25 protein-coding genes and 1 pseudogene are annotated in these 22,906 nt (G+C 71.3%); 11 read left to right on the top strand and 15 right to left on the bottom strand.

What is annotated here, in order from left to right; all coding sequences use genetic code 11:
• The first annotated feature begins 321 nt into the window (after positions 1 to 321).
• The gene (locus tag ACFWB8_RS04385; RefSeq protein ID WP_385222324.1) at positions 322 to 906 is read left to right on the top strand and encodes an SCO3374 family protein; all 585 of its coding nucleotides are present in this window, start codon (positions 322 to 324) and stop codon (positions 904 to 906) included.
• Here ACFWB8_RS04385 and ACFWB8_RS04380 read toward each other — a convergent pair.
• The 7 genes from ACFWB8_RS04380 to ACFWB8_RS04350 all read right to left on the bottom strand — a co-directional run bounded on the left by ACFWB8_RS04380 (position 885) and on the right by ACFWB8_RS04350 (position 5,095).
• A complete protein-coding gene (locus tag ACFWB8_RS04380; RefSeq protein WP_385222322.1) occupies positions 885 to 1,226 on the bottom strand; it encodes an Lsr2 family protein in 342 nt (113 codons plus the stop codon). The genes ACFWB8_RS04385 and ACFWB8_RS04380 overlap by 22 nt on opposite strands.
• Before the next feature lie 165 nt (positions 1,227 to 1,391).
• A complete protein-coding gene (locus ACFWB8_RS04375; RefSeq protein ID WP_385222320.1) occupies positions 1,392 to 1,922 on the bottom strand; it encodes an amino-acid N-acetyltransferase in 531 nt (176 codons plus the stop codon).
• 10 nt (positions 1,923 to 1,932) lie between these two features.
• Positions 1,933 to 2,379 carry a BlaI/MecI/CopY family transcriptional regulator gene (locus ACFWB8_RS04370; RefSeq protein WP_385222318.1) on the bottom strand — a complete coding sequence of 149 codons (447 nt, stop codon included), beginning with the start codon at positions 2,377 to 2,379 and terminating at the stop codon, positions 1,933 to 1,935.
• A 127-nt stretch (positions 2,380 to 2,506) separates the two neighbouring features.
• A complete protein-coding gene (locus ACFWB8_RS04365) occupies positions 2,507 to 2,680 on the bottom strand; it encodes a hypothetical protein (protein ID WP_385222315.1) in 174 nt (57 codons plus the stop codon).
• A 174-nt stretch (positions 2,681 to 2,854) separates the two neighbouring features.
• Positions 2,855 to 3,460, bottom strand: a complete 606-nt coding sequence (locus ACFWB8_RS04360) for a hypothetical protein (protein ID WP_385222312.1) — start codon at positions 3,458 to 3,460, stop codon at positions 2,855 to 2,857.
• 98 nt (positions 3,461 to 3,558) lie between these two features.
• Positions 3,559 to 3,744, bottom strand: a complete 186-nt coding sequence (locus tag ACFWB8_RS04355) for a DUF397 domain-containing protein (RefSeq protein WP_385222309.1) — start codon at positions 3,742 to 3,744, stop codon at positions 3,559 to 3,561.
• Between the two features lie 190 nt (positions 3,745 to 3,934).
• Complete coding sequence (locus tag ACFWB8_RS04350; RefSeq protein WP_385222306.1) at positions 3,935 to 5,095, bottom strand: threonine aldolase family protein; 1,161 nt, start codon at positions 5,093 to 5,095, stop codon at positions 3,935 to 3,937.
• A gap of 98 nt (positions 5,096 to 5,193) precedes the next feature.
• Between ACFWB8_RS04350 and ACFWB8_RS04345 the strand changes: the two genes are divergently transcribed.
• Genes ACFWB8_RS04345 through ACFWB8_RS04325 form a run of 5 tightly spaced genes read left to right on the top strand, consistent with a single transcriptional unit; the run spans position 5,194 to position 10,647 of the window.
• Positions 5,194 to 6,135: a Rossmann-like and DUF2520 domain-containing protein gene (locus ACFWB8_RS04345; protein WP_385222303.1), complete on the top strand. Its 942-nt coding sequence runs from the start codon at positions 5,194 to 5,196 to the stop codon at positions 6,133 to 6,135.
• The gene (panC, locus tag ACFWB8_RS04340; RefSeq protein ID WP_385222300.1) at positions 6,132 to 7,124 is read left to right on the top strand and encodes a pantoate--beta-alanine ligase; all 993 of its coding nucleotides are present in this window, start codon (positions 6,132 to 6,134) and stop codon (positions 7,122 to 7,124) included. The genes ACFWB8_RS04345 and panC overlap by 4 nt, the downstream gene beginning before the upstream one ends.
• Positions 7,121 to 8,863, top strand: coding sequence for an L-aspartate oxidase (locus tag ACFWB8_RS04335; RefSeq protein WP_385222297.1), 1,743 nt, complete (start codon positions 7,121 to 7,123; stop codon positions 8,861 to 8,863). Before panC ends, ACFWB8_RS04335 begins: the two co-directional genes overlap by 4 nt.
• Positions 8,864 to 8,865: 2 nt before the next feature.
• Positions 8,866 to 9,834, top strand: a complete 969-nt coding sequence (nadC, locus tag ACFWB8_RS04330) for a carboxylating nicotinate-nucleotide diphosphorylase (RefSeq protein WP_385222294.1) — start codon at positions 8,866 to 8,868, stop codon at positions 9,832 to 9,834.
• 3 nt (positions 9,835 to 9,837) lie between these two features.
• The gene (locus ACFWB8_RS04325) at positions 9,838 to 10,647 is read left to right on the top strand and encodes a type III pantothenate kinase (RefSeq protein WP_385222291.1); all 810 of its coding nucleotides are present in this window, start codon (positions 9,838 to 9,840) and stop codon (positions 10,645 to 10,647) included.
• A gap of 52 nt (positions 10,648 to 10,699) precedes the next feature.
• Here the strand turns inward: ACFWB8_RS04325 and ACFWB8_RS04320 are convergent, their stop codons facing one another.
• Positions 10,700 to 10,912 carry a hypothetical protein gene (locus ACFWB8_RS04320; protein WP_385222288.1) on the bottom strand — a complete coding sequence of 71 codons (213 nt, stop codon included), beginning with the start codon at positions 10,910 to 10,912 and terminating at the stop codon, positions 10,700 to 10,702.
• Between the two features lie 126 nt (positions 10,913 to 11,038).
• Between ACFWB8_RS04320 and ACFWB8_RS04315 the strand changes: the two genes are divergently transcribed.
• Both ACFWB8_RS04315 and ACFWB8_RS04310 read left to right on the top strand, forming a co-directional pair.
• Positions 11,039 to 12,163 carry a DUF5937 family protein gene (locus ACFWB8_RS04315; RefSeq protein ID WP_385222285.1) on the top strand — a complete coding sequence of 375 codons (1,125 nt, stop codon included), beginning with the start codon at positions 11,039 to 11,041 and terminating at the stop codon, positions 12,161 to 12,163.
• Between the two features lie 172 nt (positions 12,164 to 12,335).
• On the top strand, positions 12,336 to 13,892 hold the full coding sequence (locus ACFWB8_RS04310) for a M28 family metallopeptidase (protein WP_385222282.1): 1,557 nt from the start codon (positions 12,336 to 12,338) through the stop codon (positions 13,890 to 13,892).
• Between the two features lie 42 nt (positions 13,893 to 13,934).
• Here the strand turns inward: ACFWB8_RS04310 and ACFWB8_RS04305 are convergent, their stop codons facing one another.
• Positions 13,935 to 14,999 (bottom strand): SAM-dependent methyltransferase, encoded by a 1,065-nt coding sequence (locus tag ACFWB8_RS04305; RefSeq protein WP_385222279.1) that lies wholly within the window; start codon positions 14,997 to 14,999, stop codon positions 13,935 to 13,937.
• A gap of 106 nt (positions 15,000 to 15,105) precedes the next feature.
• Here ACFWB8_RS04305 and ACFWB8_RS04300 point away from each other — a divergent pair, with 106 nt between their 5' ends.
• On the top strand, positions 15,106 to 16,308 hold the full coding sequence (locus ACFWB8_RS04300; protein WP_385222276.1) for a sensor histidine kinase: 1,203 nt from the start codon (positions 15,106 to 15,108) through the stop codon (positions 16,306 to 16,308).
• Positions 16,309 to 16,338: 30 nt separating this feature from the next.
• Complete coding sequence (locus ACFWB8_RS04295; RefSeq protein WP_385222274.1) at positions 16,339 to 17,016, top strand: response regulator; 678 nt, start codon at positions 16,339 to 16,341, stop codon at positions 17,014 to 17,016.
• A 76-nt stretch (positions 17,017 to 17,092) separates the two neighbouring features.
• Here the strand turns inward: ACFWB8_RS04295 and ACFWB8_RS04290 are convergent, their stop codons facing one another.
• Complete coding sequence (locus ACFWB8_RS04290; RefSeq protein WP_385222271.1) at positions 17,093 to 17,680, bottom strand: TetR/AcrR family transcriptional regulator; 588 nt, start codon at positions 17,678 to 17,680, stop codon at positions 17,093 to 17,095.
• A gap of 64 nt (positions 17,681 to 17,744) precedes the next feature.
• On the opposite strand from ACFWB8_RS04290, the gene ACFWB8_RS04285 reads away from it, so the two are divergent.
• Positions 17,745 to 18,257: an SRPBCC family protein gene (locus ACFWB8_RS04285; RefSeq protein ID WP_385222268.1), complete on the top strand. Its 513-nt coding sequence runs from the start codon at positions 17,745 to 17,747 to the stop codon at positions 18,255 to 18,257.
• Positions 18,258 to 18,416: 159 nt separating this feature from the next.
• On the opposite strand, the pseudogene ACFWB8_RS04280 reads toward ACFWB8_RS04285, so the two are convergent.
• The 5 genes and pseudogenes from ACFWB8_RS04280 to ACFWB8_RS04260 all read right to left on the bottom strand — a co-directional run.
• Positions 18,417 to 18,599 (bottom strand): annotated as a pseudogene (locus tag ACFWB8_RS04280) (IS701 family transposase); the annotation flags it as partial.
• 62 nt (positions 18,600 to 18,661) lie between these two features.
• Positions 18,662 to 18,994, bottom strand: a complete 333-nt coding sequence (locus ACFWB8_RS04275; RefSeq protein WP_385222265.1) for a hypothetical protein — start codon at positions 18,992 to 18,994, stop codon at positions 18,662 to 18,664.
• Between the two features lie 65 nt (positions 18,995 to 19,059).
• A complete protein-coding gene (locus ACFWB8_RS04270) occupies positions 19,060 to 19,401 on the bottom strand; it encodes a hypothetical protein (protein ID WP_385222262.1) in 342 nt (113 codons plus the stop codon).
• Between the two features lie 136 nt (positions 19,402 to 19,537).
• Complete coding sequence (locus ACFWB8_RS04265) at positions 19,538 to 20,743, bottom strand: hypothetical protein (RefSeq protein ID WP_385222259.1); 1,206 nt, start codon at positions 20,741 to 20,743, stop codon at positions 19,538 to 19,540.
• A gap of 800 nt (positions 20,744 to 21,543) precedes the next feature.
• Positions 21,544 to 22,854: a PH domain-containing protein gene (locus tag ACFWB8_RS04260; RefSeq protein WP_385222256.1), complete on the bottom strand. Its 1,311-nt coding sequence runs from the start codon at positions 22,852 to 22,854 to the stop codon at positions 21,544 to 21,546.
• Between the last annotated feature and the right edge of the window lie 52 nt (positions 22,855 to 22,906).

Below are 22,906 nucleotides of genomic sequence, written 5' to 3'. Positions count from 1 at the left end.
GGCTTGAAGTGCCGACAACTGCTCCAACCCGATGGTGCGAGACGATGTTCCCGCAGGCCAGGCAGATACCCGTCACACGTGTACGCCGATGGCGAACGGAAGCCGGTCAAATCAGCGTGTCGCCCCGATCCACTAGGAATGTCTTACCCGTAAGGACTGACACTCCATGCCGGTGGCACCGGTTCCCTCCGCTACGGGCGAACACGTTCGCGTCCCGAATCCGGGGCTCCACCCCGACGGACGTTTACGTTCCGCATTGATACGGGTGCGGTGCGTCACATCGCGGCGTAACCCCGGAGCGTTTCGGGAGTTGCTCCGGTCATGGCTCTCACCGTCCCGCTGCCCCGCGTCCCGGCGGAGGAAAGCGCCCCCCGGGCGTCCTGGTACGAACGCGTGCTCGGCTGGGCGGTCGCGGGAGGCCCGCCCGTGCAGCTCGTCACGGGGGTGCGGTTCGACGTGCTGGAGCTGCCGGCCGATGCGGGGACCGCGGTGCTGCGCAGGCGCGTCGCCACCGGTCCGGTGGCGGTCATGGGGCGCAGGATGCGTTTCCTGGTGGCCCCGGGCGGCGCGGAGGAGCTGGCGGGCCTGCTCGACTGGCTCGAATGGGGCGGGGTGGCCCTGGATCTCACCGCCCTGGGTGCGGGCGGCCGGATCACCGCTCCGGTACCCCCGGGGCACCCGGCGGGACCGGACGCGGAGGGGATTCCCCGGGGGGCCGCCGTGTGGCTGCGACCCCCCGAGCCGGGGTGCGAGGCATCACTGCCCGCCCTGCCCGGTACGGGGCAGGGCGTCGGACCCGTCACGGGGGACGGGGCCGATCTCGTACGCCTCGTCGCCGCGGCGGCGACGGAATGCCACCGCGCCCGCCTGCGGCGGCGTACGCCTCAGCCCTTGGCGTTCTCGTAGGCCTCGCGGATCTCCGCGGGGACACGACCGCGGTCGTTGACGCTCAGCCCCTGGGACTTCGCCCACGCGCGGATCTCCGCGGTGTCCGGGTTGCCGGACGCAGCGGCGGCGCGGCCACCCTTGGCACGCCCGGCCGCGGCACGGCCACCGGTGCGGCGACCGCCCTTGGTGTACGGGTCGAGCAGCCCGCGGAGCTTTTCAGCGTTGGCGGTGGTGAGGTCGATCTCGTAGGTCTTGCCATCCAGAGCGAACGTCACGGTCTCGTCCGCCTCGCCACCGTCGAGGTCGTCGACAAGAAGGACCTGAACCTTCTGTGCCACCGGATTTCCTTTCATCGAAAATGCAGTACGCGGAAAGGAAACCGCTTTTGCCTGGAAAACACAAACCCCCCTGGGAAGGTTCGAGACCGCAACGGGGCGGGAAACGTGCGCGATTCGGACATAGGCCACAGGTGTGCGGACCGCGGGAAAAGCCGCCTTGATCGTTCACAGGTGCAGAAGCATCCGACTGTTGCCCAAGGTGTTCGGCTTCACTCGTTCGAGACCGAGGAACTCGGCAACGCCCTCGTCATAGGAACGCAGGAGCTCCATGTAGACATCGGTCTCGACCGGCGTCTCCCCGATCTCGACGAAGCCGTGCTTCGCGAAGAAGTCCACTTCGAAGGTCAGGCAGAAAACCCTGCTCACCCCGAGCCGGCGGGCGGTGTGCAACAACTTGTCCAGCACCAGATGCCCGACTCCCCCGCCCTTCAACTCGCGGTCGACGGCGAGAGTGCGTACTTCGGCGAGGTCTTCCCACATGACGTGGAGAGCGCCGCAGCCCACCACTTGGCCGTCACCGACGCGTTCCGCGACCCAGAACTCCTGGATGTCCTCGTAAAGGACGACCGGGGCTTTGTCGAGCAGGATCCTCTGCTGCACGTACTGGTCGAGCAGGCGGCGCAGCGCGGGAACATCACCGGTGCGCGCGCGGCGGATCGTCACGGTTTTTGCATCTGCAGCGGAAAACTCTCCCATGCCCCGGACGCTATCGCCCCGGTTCGGGCCGCTGCTCGGCGGCGTCCCCCGCGGGTTCGGCGGGTTCGGCGGGTTCAGCGGGCTCTTGCGCCCCTTCGGCGGGCTGGACGATCCGTACGGCGTCGCGCAGGGCCTCTCGCTGCTCGGCGGACATCATGCCGAAGAAGGCCACGAGGGCGGCCGCGGGGTTGTCGCTCGTCGACCACGCTTCGTTCATCAGTGCGGCCGAGTAGGCGGCACGGGTCGAGACCGCCGTATATCGATAGGCGCGGCCTTCCGCTTCCCGGCGGACCCAGCCCTTCTGATGAAGATTGTCCATAACGGTCATGACCGTCGTGTACGCGATGGACCGTTCCTGCTGGAGGTCTTCCAGCACTTCCCGAACAGTGACCGGGCGGTTCCACTGCCACACCCGCGTCATGACGGCGTCTTCGAGTTCTCCCAAGGGGCGAGGCACAACAGCACGATAGTGCGGGATGTAGGGAATTGCCCGACTATTCGGCCGGCAACGCGCAACAAAAATCGGGCGTACGGCCCGGAAGTGCCGTACACCCGTCCTTGCGTTTGCGGGGCCGCCGCCCCGGCTACTCCTGCGGCTTCGCCTGCTGGGCGCCCTCGGCGCGAGCGAGCACGGCATCGACCGCCGCGTCTTCCTTCGCCTTGTTGGCACCGCCCTGGCTCTTCACGATCGTCACGACGAGGGCGATGAAGAACACGGCCATCACGAACGGGGGCACGAGCGCGGAAACGTAGTCCATGGCCCCAGCCTAGCTAGTGCCCTGACCGGAAAGGTCCACCGCCTCACGACGCCCGGCACGGCACCTCGCCGCGTTGTCGGACCACGCAAGTACGTCCAGTACGAGCCGTGGCCCTCCGCCTTGCGATGCACCGCACCGGACGCCGCGAACCGGCAAACCTTTCCGGCCAGAGCACTAGCCGACGGCGCGGCCGGCCGTCGGGGGCGGGGTGGGCTTGCGGCGTGGCGGGAACACCTCGCCGGGCGTCGGAATGGGCCGCTCCTTGGGCTGCCCGGGCTCCTGCGGCCGCTCGGGCTGCGGTTTGCGCGGGGCGGTGCGCGGCTCGTCCTCCTTGCCGCCGGCCAGGGCCAGCAGCCGGGTGCGGGGCGCGGGGGTCGTGGAGAGCCTGCGGCGTACGGAGCGCTCCGCGACGCCCTGCGCCCGGTCCAGCAGCGCGGCCGCCACCGGGTTGGCGCGCAGCGCGCGCAGGGCGGCGAGGTCGTCGGGCACGGGCTCGTACCCGGCGGCCAGCGCGTCCTGCAGCAGCTCCAGGAAGCCGGAGAGGCTGCCGGGCAACGCCGCCCGGTAGCGGGCCAGGTCGGCGAGGAGGAACTCTCTGAGCCGCCCCGCCTCCTCGACCGCGTCGTCCACCGACCGTGCGAGGCACAGGCAGTCCTGGACCTCCGCGGTCGTCAGGGGGGCCGTGGAGGACTGGAGGGCGTGGGCGAGCGAACGCCTGAGCACGAGCAGCTCAGCTGCGCTGAACGCCATGCCGCCGCGGGATCCGTAAGGCGTGGGCATGGGCCGAAGATACGCGCTAATCGGACAAAATCCCCTGAGGGTGGCGTTGGCGCGGCGTGGCGGGGGCGGCGGCAGCTGCGGGGGCTGCGGCGGGCGGGTCAGCCCGACTGCTTGACGGCGCGGAGGAAGTCCGTCCAGGCGGCCTGGGTCGTGGCGAGCACGAGGTGCGCGGGGTCGGCGCGGTCGGCGACCCGTACGAGGGCGCCGGGGGCGGCGGCGACGTACACGCAGGTGTCCCCCTCGCCGCAGAACGACGACTTCTGCCAGACGGGCTGAGTGGTCATTTGTGTCTCCTCCGACAACGGCGCCGGTAATTCCCGTGGGGGGACGGTAACCCCACGGCGGGTTCCAGCCGGGGTGTTTCCGGCTAATTCGGTGGGTCGCACCGAGGCGGCGCCCCTTTTTTCCGTCGCGCCCCCGGGCGCCCCCGGGCTCCGCCCGGCCCCGATGGGGCTCCGCCCCGGACCCCGCGCCTCAAACGCCGGCGGGGCTGTTTGTCAGACGGGTCAGGAAGGCCTCGGCGGCGGCCCTGGTGGACTCCGGGGTCCAGGTGAGGCCCGGGGAGGTGACCTCGACCTCCGTCATCGAAACCCCCGGCGGGCCGTCGGCGGACCACCGGCGGAAGAGGACCGTGCCCGTCTCCTCCGCCAGGCGCAGGCCCGCGTCCGTGAGGCGGTCGGCCTCGTACGGGAGCCACACCTGGAACTGGTGCGTGTGCGGCGCCTCCGGGTGGACGCGGAACCATGGCACCCCGGCCGCCGCGAACGCCTCCCGCAGGGCCTGCGCGACGACCCGCGCCTGCGCCACGTACGACGGGAGCCGCGGCAGCTCCGCCTCCAGCCCTGCCAGCGCCGACAGCGCCGCGGGGAACTGGCGGAAGATCTGGCCGCCGTACCTGTGCCGCCAGACCCTCGCCTCCGCGACCAGCGACTCGGACCCGGCGAGCGCGGCCCCGCTCAGCCCGCCCAGGGACTTGTAGAACGAGACGTAGACCGAGTCGGCCAGCGCCGCGACCTCCGCCAGGGAGCGGCCGAAGTGCACCGTCGACTCCCACAGCCGGGCCCCGTCGAAGTGGACGATCGCGTCGCGCTCCCGCGCGGCGGCCACGAGCTCCTCCAGCTCCTCCCAGGCGGGCAGCAGGAAACCGGCGTCCCGCAGCGGAAGCTCCAGCATCAGCGTGCCGAAGGGCTCGGGCAGCTCCCGGACCTCCTGCGGCGTCGGCTGGCGCGGCTCGGTCGTCGGGTGGACGGTCCGCAGCCCCGAGACGACCGACAGCGCACCCGCCTCCCACCGCTCCGGATGGCTCATCGGGTGCAGCGCGACCACCGGGTTGCCGGTCCGGCCCGCCCAGCAGCGCAGCGCGACCTGCTGGGCCATCGTCCCCGTCGGGAAGAACGCCGCGTCCTGCGTCCCCAGCAGCTCCGCGACCCGCCGCTCCAGGCGGGTGACGACCCCGTCGCCGTACAGGTCGGCCGGCTCGTCCGGATCCGGCGCCGTCAGCCCGGCGAGCAGTTCGCCGACCGTGGCCTCGCGCAGGCTGCCCGAAAGCCTCCGCTCGGCCGCCCTCCCCGCCGCCACCAGCCGCTTCGCGCGCAGCTCTTCCAGATCCGTGTCGTCATCCGTGTCGTCCGTCATGCCTGCGATCATCGCCGACCGGGCGGGACACCCAGGAGCTAGCATGGCGACGTATCGTCCGGTACCCCCCGCGGACTGGAACGGAAGGCCCACCCCGCGTGAACTCATCACAGCAGCCGCGCCCTGCCCGGCTCACCGTCGGCGTCGTCGGGGCCGGGCGGGTCGGCCCCGCGCTGGCCCGCGCCCTGCAGCAGACCGGGCACCGGCCCGTCGCCGTGTCCGGTGTCTCCGACGCGTCCCGGCGGCGCGCCGCCCGGATGCTGCCGGACGTGCCGGTCGTGACGCCCGCGCAGGTCCTGGAGTACGCCGACCTCGTGCTGCTCACCGTCCCCGACGACGCACTGCCCTCGCTGGTCGAGGGCCTCGCCGAGACGGGCGCCGTGCGCCCCGGGCAGCTCATCGTCCACACTTCCGGGCGCTACGGCACCGCCGTGCTTGACCCCGCGCGCCGCGCGGGCGCCCTGCCGCTGGCCCTGCACCCGGCGATGACCTTCACCGGTACCGAGGTGGACGTCCAGCGCCTGGCCGGCTGCTCCTTCGGCGTGACCGCCCCCGACGAGCTGCGGCTCGCCGCCGAGGCGCTGGTCATCGAGATGGGCGGGGAGCCCGAGTGGATCGCGGAGGTCAACCGTCCGCTCTACCACGCGGCCCTCGCCCTCGGTGCGAACCACCTGGTCACCCTGGTCGCACAGGCCATGGAGCTGCTGGCCAAGGCGGGCGTGGAACACCCCGACCGGATGCTCGGCCCGCTCCTCGGCGCGGCCCTCGACAACGCCCTGCGCTCGGGCGACGCCGCCCTGACCGGCCCGGTGGCCCGCGGCGACGCCGGTACGGTCGCCGCCCACATCTCGGAGCTGCGCAAGCACGCCCCGGCCACGGTCCCCGGGTACCTGGCGATGGCCCGCACCACGGCCGACCGGGCCCTGGCGCACGGGCTGCTCAAGCCGGAACTCGCCGAGGACCTGCTCGGTGTCCTCGCCGACCCGGACCCCGACCCGGACACGGACACAGACCCGGATCTGGACGGGGGGACCCGGTGACCGACCTGCTGCTGCACACCGCCGAGGAGCTGCACCGGCTCCCGCGCACCGGCCGCCGGGCCGTGGTCATGACCATGGGCGCCCTGCACGACGGCCACGCCACCCTGATCCGCACGGCGCGCGACCAGGCCGGGCCCGAGGGGCAGGTCGTCGTCACCGTCTTCGTCAACCCCCTGCAGTTCGGGGCGAACGAGGACCTCGACCGCTACCCCCGCACCCTCGACGCCGACCTCGCGATCGCCCGGGAGGCGGGCGCCGACGCCGTGTTCGCCCCGGCCGTCGACGAGGTCTACCCCGGCGGCGACCCCCAGGTGCGGATCAGCGCCGGCCCGATGGGCGAGCGCCTCGAAGGCGCCACCCGCCCCGGCCACTTCGACGGCATGCTGACCGTCGTCGCGAAGCTGCTCCACCTCACCCGCCCCGACCTGGCCCTCTTCGGCCAGAAGGACGCCCAGCAACTGGCGCTGATCCGGCGGATGGTGACCGACCTGAACTTCCCCGTCGAGGTGGTCGGCGTCACGACCGTCCGCGAGGAGGACGGGCTCGCGCTGTCCTCGCGCAACCGCTACCTCTCGCAGCTGGAGCGCCGCACGGCCCTGGCGCTCTCGCGGGCCCTGTTCGCCGGCCGCGACCGGCTGGCCGCGCAGGCCGCGCTGCAGGCGCGCGCCGAGGCGGCCCCGGCCAGCGACGAGCGGGCCACCGCGCTGGCCAGGCTCGGCGAGATCCGGGCCTCCGCCGACGCGCACGCCGTCTCGGCGGCGGGCGCCGGCCTGCCGGAGGCCGTACGGGCCGCCGCGCGGCACGTCCTGGACGACGCGGGCCGCTACGACCCGCCGCTCGTACTGGACTACCTCGCCCTGGTGGACCCGCAGGACTTCACCGACGCCGGGCCCGGTTTCACCGGCCGGGCGGTGCTGGCCGTCGCCGCGAAGGTGGGCACGACCCGGCTGATCGACAACATCCCATTGGAGTTCGGAGCGCACTCGTGAGCACCCCAGGCAGAGGCCCCGCCCCCGGAAGCACCGGCATACGGCTGCACGCCCCCGCCCCCGGCTGGTCCCTCGACGCCGATGTCATCGTCGTCGGCTCCGGCGTCGCCGGCCTGACCGCGGCCCTGCGCTGCGCCGCCGCGGGACGCCGCACGGTCGTGGTCACCAAGGCCCGGCTCGACGACGGCTCGACCCGCTGGGCCCAGGGCGGCATCGCCGCGGCCCTCGGCGACGGCGACACACCCGAGCAGCACCTGGACGACACCCTGGTGGCGGGCGCGGGCCTGTGCGACGAGACGGCCGTGCGGCTCCTGGTCACCGAGGGTCCCGACGCGGTGCGCCGGCTGATGGCGGCCGGCGCGGTCTTCGACACCTCCGCCGAGACCGGCGAGATAGAGCTGACCCGCGAGGGCGGCCACCACCGCCGCCGGATCGCGCACGCGGGCGGCGACGCCACCGGCGCCGAGATCTCCCGGGCCCTGGTCGAAGCCGTGCAGGCGGCGGGCATCGAGACGGTCGAGAACGCGCTCGTACTGGACCTGCTCCAGGACGCGCGCGGCCGTACCGCGGGCGTCACCCTGCACGTCATGGGCGAGGGCCAGCACGACGGCGTCGGCGCCGTCCACGCGCCCGCCGTGATCCTGGCGACCGGCGGCATGGGCCAGGTCTTCTCCGCCACCACCAACCCGTCGGTGTCCACCGGCGACGGCGTGGCGCTGGCGCTGCGCGCCGGGGCCGAGGTCTCCGACCTGGAGTTCGTGCAGTTCCACCCGACGGTGCTGTTCCTGGGCGCGGACGCCGAGGGGCAGCAGCCCCTGGTGTCGGAAGCCGTCCGGGGCGAAGGCGCGTACCTCGTCGACGCGGACGGCGTCCGCTTCATGGTCGGCCAGCACGAGCTCGCCGAGCTGGCCCCGCGCGACATCGTGGCCAAGGGCATCATGCGCCGCATGCAGGAACAGGGCGCGCAGCACATGTACCTGGACGCCCGCCACTTCGGCGCCGAGATGTGGGAGCAGCGTTTCCCCACCATCCTCGCCGCGTGCCGCTCGCACGGCATCGACCCGGTGACCGAGCCCATCCCGGTCGCGCCCGCCGCGCACTACGCGTCCGGCGGCGTACGGACCGACCTGCACGGCCGCACCACCGTCCCCGGCCTGTACGCGTGCGGCGAGGTCGCCTGCACCGGCGTGCACGGCGCGAACCGGCTCGCCTCCAACTCGCTGCTGGAGGGCCTGGTCTTCGCCGAGCGCATCGCCGACGACATCGTGGCGCACGCCCCCGCCGGCAGCGGCCCCGGCATCCCGGTCCCGGCGACCGGCCCGCTCCAGCCCGCCGAGGCGCGGTACGAGATCCAGCGCATCATGACCGGCGGCGCGGGCGTGCTCCGCTCCGCCGAGTCGCTGCGCACGGCCGCCGAGGCGCTGGAGGCCCTGTACGCCACCGCGCTGAACAACCTCGAGGCGCACGGCAAGACCGCCGAACCCGGGGTCGACACCTGGGAGGCCACGAACCTGCTGTGCGTGGCCCGGGTGCTGGTCGCCGCCGCCCAGCGGCGCGCGGAGACCCGCGGCTGCCACTGGCGCGAGGACCACCCCGACCGCGACGACGCCGCGTGGCGCCGCCACCTCGTCGTACGGCTGTCCGCCACCGAGAGGCGGGCGCTGGTCGTCATCCCCACCGACTCCGCGGACTTCCCTTCCGTACTCCACCCCCTCAGTCCCCACAGCCAGGAGCAGTGACCGTGAGCACCCCCGAACTCCCCCTGATCGACCAGAACGACGGCGGCTGCGGCGACGACTGCGCCTGCGGCGACGGCGAGGAGACCGGGCTCGACCCGGCGCTGGCCCAGCTGCTCGAGGACGCCGGCCTGGACCCCATCGAGGTCGAGGACATCGCCCACATGGCGATGTCCGAGGACCTGGACGGCGGGGTGGACGTGACCACCGTCGCCACCGTCCCCGAGGACGCCGTCGCGACGGCCGACTTCACCGCGCGCGAGGCGGGCACGGTCGCCGGCCTGCGCGTCGCCGAAGCGGTCCTCTCGATCGTGTGCACCGACGCGTTCGAGGTCGAGCGGCACGCCGAGGACGGGGACCGCGTCGAGGCCGGCCAGGTGCTGCTGTCGGTCACGGCCCGCACCCGCGCCCTGCTCACCGGCGAGCGCAGCGCGCTGAACCTGCTGTGCCTGATGTCGGGCATCGCGACGGCGACCCGCAAGTGGGCCGACGAGCTGGAGGGCACCAAGGCCAAGGTCCGCGACACCCGCAAGACCACCCCCGGCCTGCGCTGCCTGGAGAAGTACGCGGTGCGCTGCGGCGGCGGCGTCAACCACCGGATGTCGCTGTCGGACGCGGCGCTGGTGAAGGACAACCACGTGATCGCGGCGGGCGGTGTCGCGGAGGCGTTCAAGGCCGTGCGCGAGCAGTTCCCCGACCTGCCCGTCGAGGTCGAGGTCGACACCCTCCAGCAGGTGCGGGAGGCCCTGACGGCCGGCGCGGACCTGATCCTGCTCGACAACTTCACCCCGATGGAGACCGAGGAGGCCGTGGCGCTGGTCCACGGCCGCGCGGTGCTGGAGTCCTCGGGCCGCCTGACCGTGGCGAACGCCCGCGCGTACGCCGAGACGGGCGTCGACTACCTCGCGGTCGGCGGCCTGACCCACTCCTCCCCGATCCTGGACATCGGCCTCGATCTGCGCGAGGCGGTGTAAGCCGTGCTCCTCACCATCGACGTGGGCAACACCCACACGGTCCTGGGCCTGTTCGACGGTGACGAGATCGTCGAGCACTGGCGCATCTCGACCGACCCGCGTCGCACGGCCGACGAGATGGCCGTGCTGATGCAGGGCCTGATGGGCATGCACCCGATGCTCGGCAGCGAGCTGGGCGACGGCATCCACGGCATCGCGATCTGCTCGACGGTGCCCTCGGTGCTGCACGAGCTGCGCGAGGTCACCCGCCGGTACTACGGGGACGTGCCGGCGGTCTTGGTGGAGCCGGGGATCAAGACGGGCGTCCCGATCCTGATGGACAACCCGAAGGAGGTCGGCGCGGACCGCATCATCAACGCGGTCGCGGCCGTCGACCTCTACGGCGGCCCGGCGATCGTCGTCGACTTCGGTACGGCGACCACCTTCGACGCGGTGTCCGCGAAGGGCGAGTACGTGGGCGGGGTGATCTCCCCCGGCATCGAGATCTCCATGGAGGCGCTCGGCGTACGGGGCGCCCAGCTCCGCAAGATCGAGCTGGCCCGCCCGCGCAACGTGATCGGCAAGTCCACGGTCGAGGCGATGCAGTCGGGCGTGGTCTACGGCTTCGCGGGCCAGGTCGACGGGATCGTCACCCGCATGGCCAAGGAGCTCGCGGGCCCGGGCGGCGACCCGGACGACGTCCGCGTCATCGCCACCGGCGGCCTGGCCCCGATCGTCCTCGGCGAAGCCTCGGTGATCGACGACCACGAGCCCTGGCTGACCCTGATCGGCCTGCGTCTGGTCTACGAGCGCAACGCGCCGAACTTCGAGTAGCCCGCCCCCGGCCGCCCCGCGGCGCCGCGGCCCCACCGCCCCCGGGCAGGACCTAGCAGGGGTGGTGCGGGCGGCCCAGCAGGCGCTGGAAGGCCGAGCGCCAGGGGTGGCGGGCCGGGCGGCCGTCCAGGACGGCGTGGAACTGCTCGTACGAGCGGGCCGCGCGCAGGACGGCCACGTCGTCGCGACCCGGTGGCGGGGGCATCGGGGCACCCTGCTGGGACGCCCGGTACGTGTCGATGAGGTACTGCTCGATCGCGGTCATGTATCCACCCTGAACCCGCCCGGCGCGGGGCGCGCGACGATTGACGCTCCGCGTCAAACGACGTCCGTTGGGCCGTCCGGCCGGGCCCGCGCCGCCACCGGTCGCGGCCCGCGACAGAATGGTGCGATGAGCGTCACCATCGACATCGCCGGGCTCCCCGTCGAGCGGATCGCCTTCGCGCCTTCCCCGCTCGCGGAGCTCTGCATGGCCCTGCACGCGCTCTCGCAGCCCGCGCACCACCCCGGGCTCGCCTCCTGGACCACCGCGACCACCGCCGGGCTCGACCCCTGCCTCGCGGACCGGCTGCTGGAGGCCGATTTCATGTGGCGGGGCTCCTTCGCCGACATCTTCATGCCCTTCGCGGGGCTCCCCGGCGGCACCGGCCTGCCCGCCGCGACCCTGGCCGAGGAGCTCGACGTACTCGACCGGCTGGACGACGACCGGTTCGTGATGGCCGCCCTGGAGCACTGCTGGCTCGCGCTGTACAACGAGGGCGGCGGGCCCTCCCCGCTGCACGACCCGCGCGCACGCGCCAAGGCGCTGGAGACGGCCGCCGCCCGCGGGCCGCGGCAACTGGAGTTCTCCGTCCGGCTGCTGGACGACCCCGCCGGCGTCCGGGTGTGGCTGCGGCGGCTGCTGGAGGACTGCGACGAGGCGTTCTTCGCGCGGACGTGGCAGCGCGTCGAGCCCCGCCAGAGCGCCGACGCCCGCCACAAGACCGAGGTGCTGCGCCACAAGGGCCTGGCGACCGCGCTCAAGGAGGTCTCGGCGGCGCTGAGCGTCGACGAGAAGCACACCACGATCACCGCCGACAAGATGGTCAACGGCAATGCGACCGCCACCGATCCGCGAATAGGCGACGGCCTGGTCTTCGTGCCGACCAACTTCGGCTGGCCGCACCTGCTGGTGCTGCACGCGCCCGGCTGGCGCCCGGTGGTCCACTATCCGCTCGACTCCCCCGAACTGGCCCCCGCGCCGGGCTCGGTGGAGCTGCTCCAGCGGCGGATGGAGGCCCTGGCCCACCCGATGCGGATGATGCTGTGCCGGAGCCTGGCGCGCGCCCCGTACACGACCGGCGAGCTGGCCGCCGTGTACGGGATCACCGCACCGGAGGTCTCCCGTCACCTGGCGGTTCTGAAGAAGGCCGGGCTGCTGCACACGCGCCGTCAGGGACGGTACGCCCAGCACCAGTTGGACCTGTCCGTGGTGGCCCGGATCGGGTCGGACTTCATCGAGGGCATCCTGCGCTAGCGCTGTGGCCGGATTCCGACGGCGCAGATGCTCCGATATAAGGAATTCATAAACCGGAATCGGCGAAAACTCTGGCCAGGGCGGCCACTTGCTGTCTAACGTGCGTCCACCGCTCCCCCCGCGTCACACGTACTGCTCACGCCTGTCCGTGCACTTTCGTGGAAGGACCTTCATGCCCTCACGTCGTATAGCCGCAGCAACGGCCGCCCTGGCTGCCGCGGCCCTCGTTTCCCCGCTGCTGCTCGCCGGACCGGCCGGAGCCACCGGCTCTCCGCAGAGCGACGCGGCCCGGGGGGACGCCCTGGCCAAGAAGCTGGTCAAGGAGGCGACCGGCAAGGGCGCCAACAACCACCTGAAGGTCCTGCAGGCCATCGCCGACTACAACAAGGGCACCCGCGTGGCCGGCTCCAAGGGCCACGTGCAGTCCGCGCAGTACGTCGAGGCCGTGATGCGCGCCGCGGGTTACAAGGTCACGAAGAACGAGTTCGACTTCGTGTACGTCGAGACGGTCGCCGAGACGCTCACGGTGAACGGGGCCGCCGGCCGCGACGTCCCGATCAAGCTGATGACGTACACCGCGAGCGGCCCGGCGGACGGTGTGAGGGCGCGGATCGCCGTCGCCCCCGTCGACGCGGACAACACGAACGGCTGCGAGCCCGGCGACTTCGCCGGGGGCGCCTTCACCGGCCGGATCGCCCTGATCAAGCGCGGCGGCTGCACCTTCGCGGCCAAGCAGGCCAACGCGGCGGCGGCGGGCGCGGTCGGTGCGGTCATTTACAACAACACCGCGGGCGCCCTGAACGGCACCCTGGGCGAGCCGGACGCGGGCAAGGTCCCCACCGGCGGCCTCTCCCAGGAGGAGGGCGAGAAGCTCGCCGCCGAGGCCGCGGCCGGCCCGGTCGAGGTCACCCTGGACATCCGCGAGTTCCGCGAGAACCGCAAGACGTACAACGTCGTCGCGGAGACCCGCGGCGGCGACGAGAACAACACCGTCTTCCTCGGCGCGCACCTCGACTCGGTCGCGGCGGGCCCCGGCATCAACGACAACGGCTCCGGCTCGGCCGGCATCCTGCAGGTCGCGCAGCGGCTCGCGAGCAGCCAGACGAAGATCAAGAACAAGGTCAAGTTCGCCTGGTGGTCGGCGGAGGAGTTCGGTCTGCTCGGCTCCGAGGCGTACGTCGGCGGGCTGACGGCGGAGCAGAAGAAGCAGATCAGGCTCTACCTGAACTTCGACATGATCGCCTCGCCGAACGCCGCGTACTTCGTGTACGACGGCGACGACTCCGACCACGTCGGCTCGGGCCCCGGCCCGGAGGGCTCGGCGCAGCTGGAGAAGGGCATCACCGACTTCCTCGACGCGCGGAACATCCCGCACGAGGGCTCGGACTTCACCGGCCGCTCGGACTACGGCCCGTTCATCGAGGCGGGCATCCCGTCCGGCGGCACGGACACGGGCGCGGAGGGCATCAAGACGCAGGCCCAGGCAGCGAAGTTCGGCGGCCGGGCCGGGGTCGCGTACGACGTGAACTACCACGGCAAGGGCGACACGATCGCGAACATCGACCAGAAGGCGCTCGACATCAACGTCGACGTCATCGCGAACGCGGTGGGCCACTACGCGTACGACCTCGCTCCGCTGACGCAGCCGGTCGCCTCGAAGCCGACGGACGGCTCCGCGGGCGCCGGCGGCGGCCTCCGCGAGGGTCACGACCACGAGGCGAAGCAGTAGCGGAATTCCGCCCGGACGGGCTGGGTTGCCCGCAGGGCGATGTCAGCCCGTCCGGCGTCTGGGCGGGCGCCCCTCCCGGACGGAGTCCGGGGCAGGGTCCGGGCGGAGCCCGGGGGTCCCGGGCCAGGGGGCGGTTCCGACCGGCTGCACCAGCCAGCCGAAGTCCCCCAGCCCGCCGCGGGCGGTCAGCTCGGCCGCCTCGCCGGCGGAGGCGAGGGCCCGGACGTACGCCACCGGATCCGCCGAAGCCAGCGCCAGCGCCGGCCTCGCGCCCAAGACGCCGAGCGCGGCCAGAGCCTCCCGCTGAGGGAGCAGCACCGCACCCGGCCCCGCACACGCGTCCAGCGCCACGTGCGCGGTCACGTCGCAGCTCCCGTCCGGCACCGGCGCGACCTCCCGCCCCGCGCGAAAGCCCGTCAGCGTCCCGTACGGCGGCCGCGCCCCCCGCACGTGCGCGTAGTCCACCGCCACCGCGAGCCCCCGCTCGACGGTGGCGACGGCCCCCGCCCACGCCTCGTCCCGCGCCCGGCCGATCTCCACCCGGCCCGGGCCCGGCCACCAGCGCTCCAGCCACGCCAGGTCCTCGCCGCGCACCGGTTCGCCCGCGCTCTCCGTGCCGTCGGGCGCCACCAGGACGTACCTCCCGTCCTCGGCGATCTCCAGGGGAACGTTGTCGAGCCACTCGTTCGCGAAGAGCAGCCCCCGCGTCCGCCGGGGCGCCTCGGCCACCCAGCGGATCCGCCCGTCCAGCCCGTCGGGCCGGCCCGCGCGTTCCACCCCGTACGCCCGCACCCGCGCGGCCACCTCCCCCGGCAGCGCGGCCAGTACCCCGGACAGCAGCTCCCCCCGCCCGGCCCCCACGTCGACCAGGTCCAGCTCCTCCGGGCGGCCGAGCTCGGCATCCACCCACAGCAGGAGGCGGGCCACCGCCCCCGCGTAGAGCGGCGAGGCGTGCACCGAGGTCCGGAAGTGCCCGGCCGGACCCGGCCCGCCAGGGCGTACGTAGAAACCACCCGGCCCGTACAGCGCCTGCTCCATCGCCGTCAGCCACCGGACCGGGGGCCCCGCGGGAGTCGCCGGACCTACGCGTTCACCCTGAGTGCTCATCGCTGAAAGGCTAAGCTCACGTCCACCTTGGGGAGTACACCCCCTCGGACCGGATCGCACCTGTGGTTGACTCCAGCACCTATATCCGTTCCCTACTCTGGGTTACGTGCAACGCCTCTACGACTTCCTCCGCAGACACCCGACGGGCGTCGACAGCTTCTGGGCTGTCCTCCTGTTCGGGTTCTCGATGCTGAACGTCGCGGCGGAGTCCGGGCTCAGCACCGGGCTGAAGCTCGCTGCCGTTCCCGTGGTGATCGCGCTGAGCACCGCCGTGGCACTGCGCCGCAAGTGGACGCAGGCGATGTTCTGGCTCACCCTCGGAGCGGGGGTCTACCAGCTGGCGCTGGGCATCGTCGCGGGGTTCTACGACGTCGCCATGTTCGTGATCCTCTTCACGGTCGCCGCGAGCGAGGTCCCGCGCTGGGTCTCCCGTACCGCCCTGGGCTGGGGGCTGGTCGCCGCCCCGCTGTACTTCCTGCGGTACGGCGTGGACAAGGGCACCAACACCGTCGACAACGTCCTCTTCACCCTCTTCATGATCGTCCCCTTCGTCCTCGCCTGGGTGATGGGCGACTCCCTGCGCACCCGCCGGGCCTACTACGCCCAGCTCATCGAGCGGAACCAGCGCCTGGAGAAGGAGCGCGCGGCCCAGGCCAAGGTGGCCGTCGCCGCCGAGCGCGCCCGGATCGCCCGCGAGCTGCACGACGTCGTCGCGCACAACGTCTCGGTGATGGTGGTCCAGGCCGACGGCGCCGCGTACGTGATGGACGTGGCCCCGGAACAGGCCAAGGAAGCCCTGCAGACCATCTCCGGCACCGGGCGCCAGGCGCTGGCCGAGATGCGCCGCCTGCTGGGCGTCCTGCGCACCGGCGAGCCGCAGGAGTCCGAGGACTACGTGCCGCAGCCGGACGTCGAGCAGATCGAGGTCCTGGTCGAGCAGGTACGGGCGGCCGGGCTCACGGTGGACTTCGAGGTCGAGGGCACCCCGCGCCGGCTGCCCAGCGGTGTGGAGCTGACGGCGTACCGGATCGTGCAGGAGGCCCTGACCAACACCCGCAAGCACGGCGGCCCGGCCGCCAAGGCGAGCGTCCGGCTGGTCTACTTCGACGACGGGCTCGGCCTGCTGGTCGAGGACGACGGCCGGGGCTCCCCGCACGAGATGTACGAGGACGGCGGCGCGGACGGCGCCGGACACGGGCTGATCGGCATGCGCGAGCGCATCGGTATGGTCGGGGGAACCCTGGACGCGGGCCCGCGCCCGGGCGGCGGCTTCCGGATCAGCGCTCTGCTCCCGCTCAAGAAGACGTAGAAGACGCAGAAGACTCAGAAGAGGTAATTCATGTCCATCCGAGTGATGCTGGTCGACGATCAGGTCCTGCTGCGCACCGGCTTCCGGATGGTGCTCGCCGCACAGCCGGACATGGACGTCGTCGCCGAGGCCGGGGACGGCCTGGAGGCGCTGGAGGTGCTGCGGGCCACCAAGGTGGACGTGGTGCTGATGGACGTCCGCATGCCCAGGCTCGACGGGGTCGAGGCCACGCGCCGGATCTGCGAGCCGGAGGAACACCCCAAGGTCATCATCCTGACCACCTTCGACCTCGACGAGTACGCCTTCTCCGGCCTGAAGGCCGGTGCCAGCGGCTTCATGCTCAAGGACGTCCCGCCGGGCGAGCTGCTGGCGGCCATCCGGTCCGTGCACAGCGGCGACGCCGTGGTGGCCCCGTCCACGACCCGGCGCCTGCTGGACCGGTTCGCCCCGATGCTGCCGACCACCGCGCAGGAGCCGCGGAACAAGGACGTCGAGCGGCTGACCGAGCGCGAGCGCGAGGTCATGCTGCTGGTCGCCCAGGGCCTGTCGAACGGTGAGATCGCGGCCCGGCTGGTGCTGTCGGAGGCCACCGTCAAGACCCACGTGGGCCGGATCCTGACCAAGCTGAACCTGCGCGACCGGGTCCAGGTCGTGGTGCTCGCGTACGAGACGGGGCTGGTCCGCGCGGGCGGCAACCCCGGCACGTGACGACGAACTGACACCTCGCCGGGGCGGTGCTCGCCGTGCTGTCGCCGGCCCCGGCCCCGGCTGGCGGTCGTACGGGCTAGGGGCGGGCGGGCGCGCCGTGCAGGAGCAGGTCGAGCACCGAGTCGATGTAGCCGGCCAGTTGGCTGTCGCTGCTGAGGGGGAGCACGCCGGGAAGCCGCGTCGCCAGCTCGTCGTGGCCGACGTACGCGGCGTAGCCGAGCATCGCGCGCTGGGCCGCGACGGCCGGCGGGAAGCCGATCTCCTGGAAGAGCTCGATCGTGTAGTCGAGCCGTCGCTGCACCACGCGTCGCACCACCGGCGCCACCAGCTCGTGGTCGGCCGACGCGAGCAGATTCGCCGCCGCGGCGCCCCGTCCGGCGCCCCCGGTCACCCGCGTGAGCAGGGCCCGCAGTCGGGCCCTGGGGTCGGGCTCGGCGGCCAGCATCGTGATGGTGGCCTCGGTGAACCGGCTCTCCCACAGCGCGAGGGCCGCCTCGATGAGCGCGTCGCGGTGGGTGAAGTGCCAGTAGAAGCTGCCCTTGGTGGTGCCCAGCCGCGCGGCGAGCGGTTCCACGGCCACCGCGCCGAGCCCGCGCTCGCCGATCGCGTCGAGCGCTGCCGCCGCCCAGTCGTCCGCCGTCAGTCGTCGTCGCCCTTGATCCACGTCCATACGCTACCGTACGGTCATTCCATACGCCTCCGTATGGAGGCTGGGGCAAGGAGACGACGTGCAGAACTTCCAGCAGCGCCTCATCGACGCGCCCGCCGCCGAGGTCGGCGCCCTCCTCGACCGGCTGGGCTCCCCGCAGGACCTGATCTGGCCCACCCCGGCCTGGTCCCCGCTGAGCCTCGACGCGGGCCTGGCGGTCGGTTCGAGCGGCGGCCACGGCAGGATCCGCTACTCGGTCGCCGCTCACGAACCGGGCCGAAGGGTCCGGTTCACCTTCGCTCCCGGGCTCGGCATGACCGGGTACCACGAATTCCTGATCACCCCCGAGGGGCCGGCCCGCTGCCGGGTCTCCCACACCGCCGCAGGGCGCCTTGAGGGCAAGATGCTCCTGATGTGGCCCCTGGTGATCCGCTGGCTGCACGAAGCCCTGCTCCAGGACGTCTTCGACAACATCCAGCGCGCGGCCACGCACCACCTGCCCCACCCGGCCCGCTGGTCCGCCCGGGTCCGCCTGCTGCGCCTCGTCTTCGGCTACCGCACCCGGGAGCCCGCGGAGCCGTCCGCCGCCTGACCCCGGAGCCGACGGGCAACCCGGCCGACCACCCGGGTCACAGCGCTGGCAGGGCCTGGTCGGGTTGGGCTGGTGTGGGTATGCCGTGGTGGCAGGTGGGGCAGACGCCGGTCCATGTCGCGAGGAGGGTCTGTAGCTCGCGGATGATGCGGTAGAGGCTCAGGCCGGCGCCGTGTCTTTTGGGGCTCTGGCCAGTCGTTGCAGGGTGCAGAAGGCGTGGGCGACGGAGACGAGGGTGACGTGGTGGTGCCATCCGTTCCAGGTGCGGCCCTCGAAGTGGGCCAGGCCCAAGGCCTGTTTCACCTCGCGGTAGTCGTGCTCGATGCGCCAGCCCGACCGCGCCTACCGAGCCTTGCTCACCGACCGCAGGCGTGGAGCGGCGGTATCCCAGCCGAGCACGGCCTTCACCCGTCGACCATGTGCTCAATCTCTTGGAGCTTGCATCGCCCGAGAACGTCCATCGCGACGCCAAGGCCGATACCCAAGGTGACGGCTGCAACAGCAGCGCCGAAACTCTGCGCAACTACCGACGCGGTCGTCTTGAAAAGGTCGGCCACGAACGCCGTCAGGGCTCCAGTCCCCAAGAAGCCGAGGAATGCTTGCGTAGAACCAGCCTGACGCTGCCACCAAGCGTGGAGGTCTTTCAGCGGCTCAATGAATGCGACGTCCACGGCTTCCAGATCCAACCCGCCTTGGATCCTGCAGCATTCCTTAAAGTCGTCAATCTGAGTAGTCATCAGAGTCCTCCGCCCTACGAGCGATCGTCTGCTACCTGTGGTCTCGTCTGCCGCCCTCGCATTGGCTAGGCGACGCCTTCGGCGGCTGCGGCAGCCTGTGTCGAAGCAGCCCTCATCATGTTGAGGGTTGAGGAGACGGGGATGCTGGACTCAAGGTTGTCGAAGGCTTGCAGAAGTGCTCCCAAGTTTGGGGCGACGCCGACCGAAGGATCCGCAAGGTGGGCCTTAACTGGGAAGTCGGCCGTCACCCTGTCGATCGCGGCCAGGGTGTCGGTCTCAAGCGACGTGAGCCAGTCGCTCAGCTGATTGAGATCATTGTCGACTGTGGCTTGATCGGGCACCATACCGGCGTCGATGGCAACGCCCTGGCTCGCCATGGCGGTAGCGAATTCTTCCTGGTACGACACGGTGTCTCTCCTTCGAGAGAATCGGAACGTTCACCACTAGCCTGTATCTCTGCCACAGATGATCTCGTCCGGTTCTTCTACCCCTCTGTCCCGTGGGTAAGTGCCTCGGCGAGATGCCGCAGAGTGGTGTCAACCCTCAGGGGCCGAGTATCATCCCTGGCCGCGGGGCCAGCCTTATGCCCAGATCGCTCGCATGGACTTGCACGGGCGGACTGGTGGGCACGGGTGGAGCCGTGACGACAGGCTCACCCGTCTTCGCCAGAGGCAACGGATCAGGCATTTCTGTCATCGGGAAGTGGGTCCCGTGCTGGGTGGCAAAGACCGCAGGCAAGGCTGCCTGTGAGGGGCTGTTCATGGCCTGACTGGCGCAATCCGCAATGAGATCCACATCTGTCTGCTTGGCGGTTGCTGCAGCACCAATTGCTTGTCGGTCCGATCCGTTGGAGAAGTCGAAACGGGAGGGGTTATCGACGATGTACTGCAAGAGGTTCAGCTGGTCAAGCAGCACGCTTCGTTGACGAGAGCAGAAGATCAAGACATCCTGGGCGTGTTGGACATCGGCAGCGTTCGGAGGCAAGGGACCTCGCGCCATCGTGATAGGAGCCAACACCGCATCGTATGGGACCGCCACCTCGTCCGGTCGCTCGTGAAAGCTCTGTATGAACAAGCTAGCGTTATTCAGCATTTCTATCGGGTCATCCGGGCGCTTCACTTCCAAGTCCACAGGGCCGCCCTCGTGGTACATGAGATAACTCAGGTCTGATTGGTGCGACTTCTGGACGTTGGACAACTTCACCTGGGCGTCTCCGGAGAATAGCCCGTAGCTACCTGACAGGTCATCTGACATTGACTGCGCTTCTTCGCTACTGGACGTTTCGATGCGCAGCACACCCACGAACAATCCTCCTCGACCCACGCCGCGGACAAACATATTGCCGAAGCGCTGGGCGAACACTAGCGAGTTATCAACGAGCGCACTTGCATCAGGCGTAAGCACAGGCTCATCAATGGACATGGACGCGAGATTCATGTTTATAGTGATTGTCATAAATAGTGAACTCGACTGGATTTTAGAGTTCTTGGCGAATGAGAATCGGTTACTTACGCCAGCACCGAATGCCGCGCAACCGAGGTTCAAGTCGACATCGATTCCCAAGGATTGCTCCAGCTCTTTGGTCGTATGAACGCGCTGCAGAGCAAAGTTGACGATCGCGCCGCCTGAGCCTTCCGTAGTGCTGCGCTCACCCTCAACGACTCGGGACATAGGAGTTCCGGTGTTGAGTTCGGCTCCGATACCGAAGTCGTAGCCTCGTATGATCGGCACGATAAGCTGGGAAGCCATCACAGTCTCCGATCCTGGCATGCGGATCTGGGTTGGGTGCATATGCTCACCAGGGAACGCTAGCCTCCGCTGAAGCACCTTCCAGCCTACGCTTGACGTTCTTTGATCGCCTGTTGAGTAGATTCGCGGCATCGCGTCGTGTCCGCGCCCCTAGTCGCGCATGGATCTCAGCTGGCATTATTCCACTGTGCCTCTATTTACGAGTTGGCGTCTATCCTGAGCGAGTTGGTGTCTATCCTGAGCAAGATATCCCGTGGCGAGGCGACCGATTCTGCACTACGGACGGCGAGTTGCCAGTACCGCCGATCTTCGGCGTGAAGCTGTAATTCTCCCTTTTTGATCACGGGATGGCGAGGACCGCGCGAGGGGCCGGATGTCGTCGCGGGTATTTCCTGCGGGAGCCCTGCAGTGATCGCGCGGTGTCCGGTAAGGCGGAGGGCGCCGAGGCGAGGTTGCGCCAAGTGGCCATCGTGCTGCGTGCGTTGCCCGTTCGCAGCTGGGCGGCATCTTTGCGAAGGTCGTGCTTTCGCATGGTGCAGGGCTTTACCTCGAAACCGGCCGTCACTGACCGAGCCTCATTGACCCGAGGAGGACCAATCGAGCGTCCACCGGCCGCGAGGTGGATCGTCGTGGTCAGCCCACCGCGGGACCGGCCGACGGCAGGTCATCCGGCTTGCCGGCTGGGACCCCTTTTTGCGGGCCCCAGCCGGCATGCTGATGGGCCCGCACGATCGTGGAGCCCACCGAGACCGCCCAGTTCAGGTTCTCGTCCGCGTCGGCCTAGTTCTAGTACGACTCCGTCAGGTCATCCAGCGGTCCGGGCGGGCCGACGCCCGGGAGGTACGGGAGCGGGCCGCCTGCGCGTGCAGGAGCGCGGCGGCTCCGGCCGAGGGGCGCAGCCGGGCCGTGACCGTGCCGTTGGCGCCGGTGTCCACGTGTACGTCGGCGACGCCGCGGGCGCGCTCCCAGGGGCCCTGGCTCAGGCGGACGCTCTGCACCTTGGCGTGCGGCACGATCTCCGTACGCCGGCACAGGCGCCCGTGGCGGGCGGCGAACACGTCCGGGGAGACGGCCAGGCCGTACCCCTTCCACCACACCGGGACCACCCACCGCGCCCCCGCCTGCGGGGACGGGGTGAACTCCAGCCCGGCGAGGTCCACGCCCGGCAGGACCCGGGCGACCACCGCGTGCGCCGCCGCCCGGGAGGCCACCGGGACCAGGACGTCGTTCTTCGAGCCGGCCACCGCCAGCTCCACCCGGACCCAGCCGCGCCGCCGCCACAGCAGCGGCTCCACGATCCGTACGCTCTGCACGCGCCCGGGCGGCACCGTCTCGTGGGCCCGGTCCAGCAGTCCGTGGTCGAGCCGGAGCCCGTCGGGGGACTCCGCGACCGTCCAGTCGTACTCCGCGAGGAAGCGGCCGACGGTGCCCGCCCAGACCGCGCCGAGCACCGGCAGGAGGGTGACGAGGGCGGCCCAGGGGTTGGAGCTGACCCACCACACCGCCGCCGGCGCGCCGAGCCCGCCCAGTACCGCCGCCCAGAAACCGAGGCTGAGCAGGAGCGAGACCACGAGGTCCCGGGGGCGCACGCGCAGCAGTTCCCGCTCGGGGGCCTCGCCCAGCGCGGCCGCCTCCGCCGGGGCGAAGCCGGCCGCCCGCGCGAGGAGTTCGGCGCGCAGCGCGACCGCGTCCCTCTCGCTCAGGAAGGCCAGCTCGTCCTTGTCCTCCGTGCCGATCACGTCGAGCCGGAGCTTGGCGACCCCGGCGACGCGGGCCAGTAGCGGCCGGGTGACGTCCACCGCCTGGATCCGGTCGACCCGGATGTGCGCGGTGCGGCGGAAGAGCAGACCGCTGCGGATGCGCAGCTCGGTGTCGGTGACGGCGTAGTGCGTGAACCACCAGCTGAGGAAGCCGTACGCGCCGAAGACCAGGATCAGCCCGGCGACCCCCAGCACCCGCAGGACGGCGGAGAGGTCCACTATCCACCGCGTCACGTTCTCGCCCTGCTGGGCGATCACGCCGACGGTCGCGGCGATCGGCACCCAGGCGCGGCGCAGCGGGGTGAGGGGGTGCAGCCGCCGCTCGGCGTCGCGGACGGGCCCCTGGGTCACCGGTCCCTGGTGTACCGGTCCCTGGTGCACCGGTCCCTGGTGCACCGGTCCC

Origin of the sequence: Streptomyces sp. NPDC060031, assembly GCF_042736805.1 — a bacterium.
In the GTDB taxonomy this organism is placed as follows: Bacteria; Actinomycetota; Actinomycetes; order Streptomycetales; family Streptomycetaceae; genus Streptomyces.
Note: the sequence above shows the minus strand (reverse complement) of the source record. Positions and strands in the feature narration are given on the sequence as shown.

Coding starts and splice junctions, on each gene's coding strand:
- ACFWB8_RS04385 (WP_385222324.1), top strand. CDS start 322: ATGGCTCTCACCGTCCCGCTGCCCCGCGTCCCGGCGGAGGAAAGCGCC.
- ACFWB8_RS04375 (WP_385222320.1), bottom strand. CDS start 1,922: ATGGGAGAGTTTTCCGCTGCAGATGCAAAAACCGTGACGATCCGCCGC.
- ACFWB8_RS04365 (WP_385222315.1), bottom strand. CDS start 2,680: ATGGACTACGTTTCCGCGCTCGTGCCCCCGTTCGTGATGGCCGTGTTC.
- ACFWB8_RS04360 (WP_385222312.1), bottom strand. CDS start 3,460: ATGCCCACGCCTTACGGATCCCGCGGCGGCATGGCGTTCAGCGCAGCT.
- ACFWB8_RS04355 (WP_385222309.1), bottom strand. CDS start 3,744: ATGACCACTCAGCCCGTCTGGCAGAAGTCGTCGTTCTGCGGCGAGGGG.
- ACFWB8_RS04350 (WP_385222306.1), bottom strand. CDS start 5,095: ATGACGGACGACACGGATGACGACACGGATCTGGAAGAGCTGCGCGCG.
- ACFWB8_RS04320 (WP_385222288.1), bottom strand. CDS start 10,912: ATGACCGCGATCGAGCAGTACCTCATCGACACGTACCGGGCGTCCCAG.
- ACFWB8_RS04315 (WP_385222285.1), top strand. CDS start 11,039: ATGAGCGTCACCATCGACATCGCCGGGCTCCCCGTCGAGCGGATCGCC.
- ACFWB8_RS04310 (WP_385222282.1), top strand. CDS start 12,336: ATGCCCTCACGTCGTATAGCCGCAGCAACGGCCGCCCTGGCTGCCGCG.
- ACFWB8_RS04305 (WP_385222279.1), bottom strand. CDS start 14,999: ATGAGCACTCAGGGTGAACGCGTAGGTCCGGCGACTCCCGCGGGGCCC.
- ACFWB8_RS04295 (WP_385222274.1), top strand. CDS start 16,339: ATGTCCATCCGAGTGATGCTGGTCGACGATCAGGTCCTGCTGCGCACC.
- ACFWB8_RS04275 (WP_385222265.1), bottom strand. CDS start 18,994: ATGACTACTCAGATTGACGACTTTAAGGAATGCTGCAGGATCCAAGGC.
- ACFWB8_RS04265 (WP_385222259.1), bottom strand. CDS start 20,743: ATGGCTTCCCAGCTTATCGTGCCGATCATACGAGGCTACGACTTCGGT.